Below are 3,848 nucleotides of genomic sequence, written 5' to 3' on the forward strand. Positions count from 1 at the left end.
ATAGAGAGAAAATCAATCAACACTGTTTGATCGCGCCGAGTGTGGCGTTGATCTCAGTTGGTCCTCTTCGGAGGAGGTTCGATTTGGGATGTTTCCTCGTCCCTCTTTGAATATCCCGGCTGAAACGAACAGAGTTGTCCAAGTCAAGTACACTAACCCGCACGATCATCAGATCGTGCATGTCTTTCATTCTCCATGCGGGGCCGACCGACATCGGCAGCATGGGTTCCAGGATGGAAGGCGGGAAAGTATGCTTTTGGTTCAGAAGAATGACTGCCTTTAGTTACCAGCTGGGCGGTCTCGATTGATACATAGTCTGCGAAGAACGAAGTTCGTAGCAGACATCGTGCTCAAGTAGCCGAATAGGCGGTAGCACAACTATCGTGTGTCTTTCTTTTTCTGGATCAAATCAAGCGCGAGAAGGGCGTTTGGTGAATGCCTTGGCAGCAAGAGGCGATGAAAGACGTGATACTCTGCGATAAGCCATGGGGAGCTGAGAATAAGCTTTGATCCATGGATTTCTGAATGGGGCAACCCACCTGAATGTTTGTTATTGTTAGCACAGCTGATCAATAATGAGCATGAACAGGTACTTAAGACCTGAATACATAGGGTTTTAAGAGCAAACCCGGGGAACTGAAACATCTAAGTACCCGGAGGAAAGGAAATCAATTGATACTCCCCTAGTAGCGGCGAGCGAACGGGGACCAGCCGAGCCGGATAAGTGACTAGAACACGTTGGGAAGCGTGGCCATAGCGGGTGACAGCCCCGTATAGGAAGCTTTGACGGACGTATTAAGTAGGGCGGAACACGTGAAATTCTGTCTGAAGATCGGAGGACCACCTTCGAAGGCTAAGTACTCCTTGCTGACCGATAGCGAACCAGTACCGTGAGGGAAAGGTGAAAAGCACCCCGACGAGGGGAGTGAAACAGTACCTGAAACCGAACGCCTACAATCAGTCGGAGGCTCCTTGCGAGCTGACGGCGTACCTTTTGTATAATGGGTCATCGACTTGGTCTCACGAGCAAGCTTAAGCCGTTAGGTGTAGGCGTAGCGAAAGCGAGTCTTAATAGGGCGAATGAGTTCGTGGGATCAGACCCGAAACCGAGTGATCTAGGCATGGCCAGGTTGAAGGTAAGGTAACACTTACTGGAGGACCGAACCCACATCCGTTGAAAAGGATCGGGATGAGCTGTGCCTAGGGGTGAAAGGCCAATCAAACTCGGAGATAGCTGGTTCTCTGCGAAATCTATTTAGGTAGAGCGTCATCCGAATACCCCGGGGGGTAGAGCACTGGATGGGTAATGGGGCCCCACAGGCTTACTGATCCTAACCAAACTCCGAATACCCGGGAGTACTAGATGGCAGACACACTGCGGATGCTAACGTCCGTAGTGGAGAGGGAAACAACCCTGACCTACAGCTAAGGCCCCCAATTCATGGCTAAGTGGGAAAGCAGGTGGGACGACCAAAACAACCAGGAGGTTGGCTTAGAAGCAGCCATCCTTTAAAGATAGCGTAACAGCTCACTGGTCTAAACAAGTTGTCCTGCGGCGAAGATGTAACGGGGCTCAAGCCATGAGCCGAAGCTTAGGATGCCGTAAGGCATGGTAGCAGAGCGTAGTGTGACATAGAACTCATCCTGTATTGCCGCCGGTTATGTGGCGCGAGTAATCGCGCTCAAGTAGCCGAATAGGCGGTAGCGCAGGATAGAGTTCTTTCGATGAAGCCGGCCTGTGAGGGATCCGGTGGAGAGATCACTAGTGAGAATGATGACATGAGTAGCGACAAAGAGTGTGAGAGACACTCTCGCCGAAAGTCCAAGGGTTCCTGCTTAAAGCTAATCTGAGCAGGGTAAGCCGGCCCCTAAGCCGAGGCCGAAAGGCGTAGGCGATGGGAACTAGGTTAATATTCCTAGGCCAGGAGGATGTGACGGATCACAGGTGTAGTTCAATCTTATCGGATTGATTGGGCTGCTGAGTGGTTCCTGGAAATAGCCCTCCATCAGACCGTACCCTAAACCGACACAGGTGGACTGGTAGAGCATACCAAGGCGCTTGAGAGAACGATGTTGAAGGAACTCGGCAAAATACCTCCGTAAGTTCGCGAGAAGGAGGCCCGGTTCCTAGGCAACTAGGGGCTGGGGGCACAAACCAGGGGGTGGCGACTGTTTATTAAAAACACAGGGCTCTGCGAAGTCGCAAGACGACGTATAGGGTCTGACGCCTGCCCGGTGCCTGAAGGTTAAAAGGAGAGGTGAGAGCCTTGAATTGAAGCCCAGGTAAACGGCGGCCGTAACTATAACGGTCCTAAGGTAGCGAAATTCCTTGTCGGGTAAGTTCCGACCTGCACGAATGGCGTAACGACTTCCCCGCTGTCTCCAACATCGACTCAGCGAAATTGAATTGCCTGTCAAGATGCAGGCTTCCCGCGGTTAGACGGAAAGACCCCGTGCACCTTTACTACAGCTTCGCACTGGCATCAGGATTGTGATGTGCAGGATAGGTGGTAGGCTTTGAAACCGTGACGCCAGTCGCGGTGGAGCCTCCCTTGAGATACCACCCTTCGCACTCTTGATGTCTAACCGCGGTCCGTTATCCGGATCCGGGACCCTGCGTGGCGGGTAGTTTGACTGGGGCGGTCGCCTCCTAAAGCGTAACGGAGGCGCGCGAAGGTTGGCTCAGAGCGGTCGGAAATCGCTCGTTGAGTGCAATGGCAGAAGCCAGCCTGACTGCGAGACTGACAAGTCGAGCAGAGTCGAAAGACGGCCATAGTGATCCGGTGGTCCCGAGTGGAAGGGCCATCGCTCAACGGATAAAAGGTACGCCGGGGATAACAGGCTGATACTGCCCAAGAGTCCATATCGACGGCAGTGTTTGGCACCTCGATGTCGGCTCATCTCATCCTGGGGCTGGAGCAGGTCCCAAGGGTACGGCTGTTCGCCGTTTAAAGAGGTACGTGAGCTGGGTTTAGAACGTCGTGAGACAGTTCGGTCCCTATCTGCCGTGGGTGTAGGAGACTTGAGAGGAGTTGCCCCTAGTACGAGAGGACCGGGGTGAACGATCCACTGGTGGACCAGTTGTCGTGCCAACGGCAGTGCTGGGTAGCTATGATCGGACAGGATAACCGCTGAAGGCATCTAAGCGGGAAGCCCCCCTCAAAACAAGGTCTCCCTGAGGGCCGTGGAAGACCACCACGTCAATAGGCCGGAGATGTAAGCGCAGTAATGCGTTCAGTTGACCGGTACTAATCGCCCGATAGGCTTGATTTGATCCAGTAATGGAAAGACAAGACCAAAGCATACACCAAACTTGACCAAGGATAACTCAGATGCGGGAACGCGCATTCGTAAACGAATACGCTGCCTCCCGCTCGTGACACTCTGCTGCGCAGAGTGCACGGTGTTGATTGATAACACAACCGAGTGGCAACGCGCATTCGCAAGCGAATACGCTGCCTGCCACCTCGTCGCTTTTGCTCCGCAAAAGTCGACATGGGCTTTTCCTCGGTTTGGTGGTCATAGCGCAAGTGAAACACCCGGTCCCATCCCGAACCCGGAAGTTAAGCACTGCCGCGCCAATGGTACTTGGGCTTAAGCCCCGGGAGAGTAGGTCACCGCCAAACCTAGTAAAAGCCCACATCTCTCTAACACGATGACACAATAACTGACACTGGCGCGGGGTGGAGCAGTCCGGTAGCTCGTCAGGCTCATAACCTGAAGGTCAGAGGTTCAAATCCTCTCCCCGCAACCAACTTCCAGCAGCCCGTTCGATCTACAAACAGTCCACTGGACTGTTTGCTAAACGATCAAACCTCGTTAGGCTCATAACCTGAAGGTCGCAGGTT

General features: G+C 53.2%; 1 tRNA gene and 2 rRNA genes. All 3 read left to right on the forward strand.

Annotated elements, in window-relative coordinates:
* Positions 1-407 precede the first annotated feature (407 nt).
* The 3 genes from GS612_RS20380 (at position 408) to GS612_RS20390 (ending at position 3,754) form a co-directional block, all read left to right on the forward strand.
* A 23S ribosomal RNA gene (locus GS612_RS20380) occupies positions 408-3,273 on the forward strand.
* A gap of 238 nt (positions 3,274-3,511) precedes the next feature.
* A 5S ribosomal RNA gene (rrf, locus tag GS612_RS20385) occupies positions 3,512-3,626 on the forward strand.
* 51 nt (positions 3,627-3,677) lie between these two features.
* Positions 3,678-3,754: transfer RNA gene (locus GS612_RS20390), tRNA-Met, on the forward strand.
* The last annotated feature ends 94 nt before the right edge of the window (positions 3,755-3,848 follow it).

The organism is Ruegeria sp. HKCCD6157, from assembly GCF_013110685.1.
Taxonomy (GTDB): domain Bacteria; phylum Pseudomonadota; class Alphaproteobacteria; order Rhodobacterales; family Rhodobacteraceae; genus Ruegeria.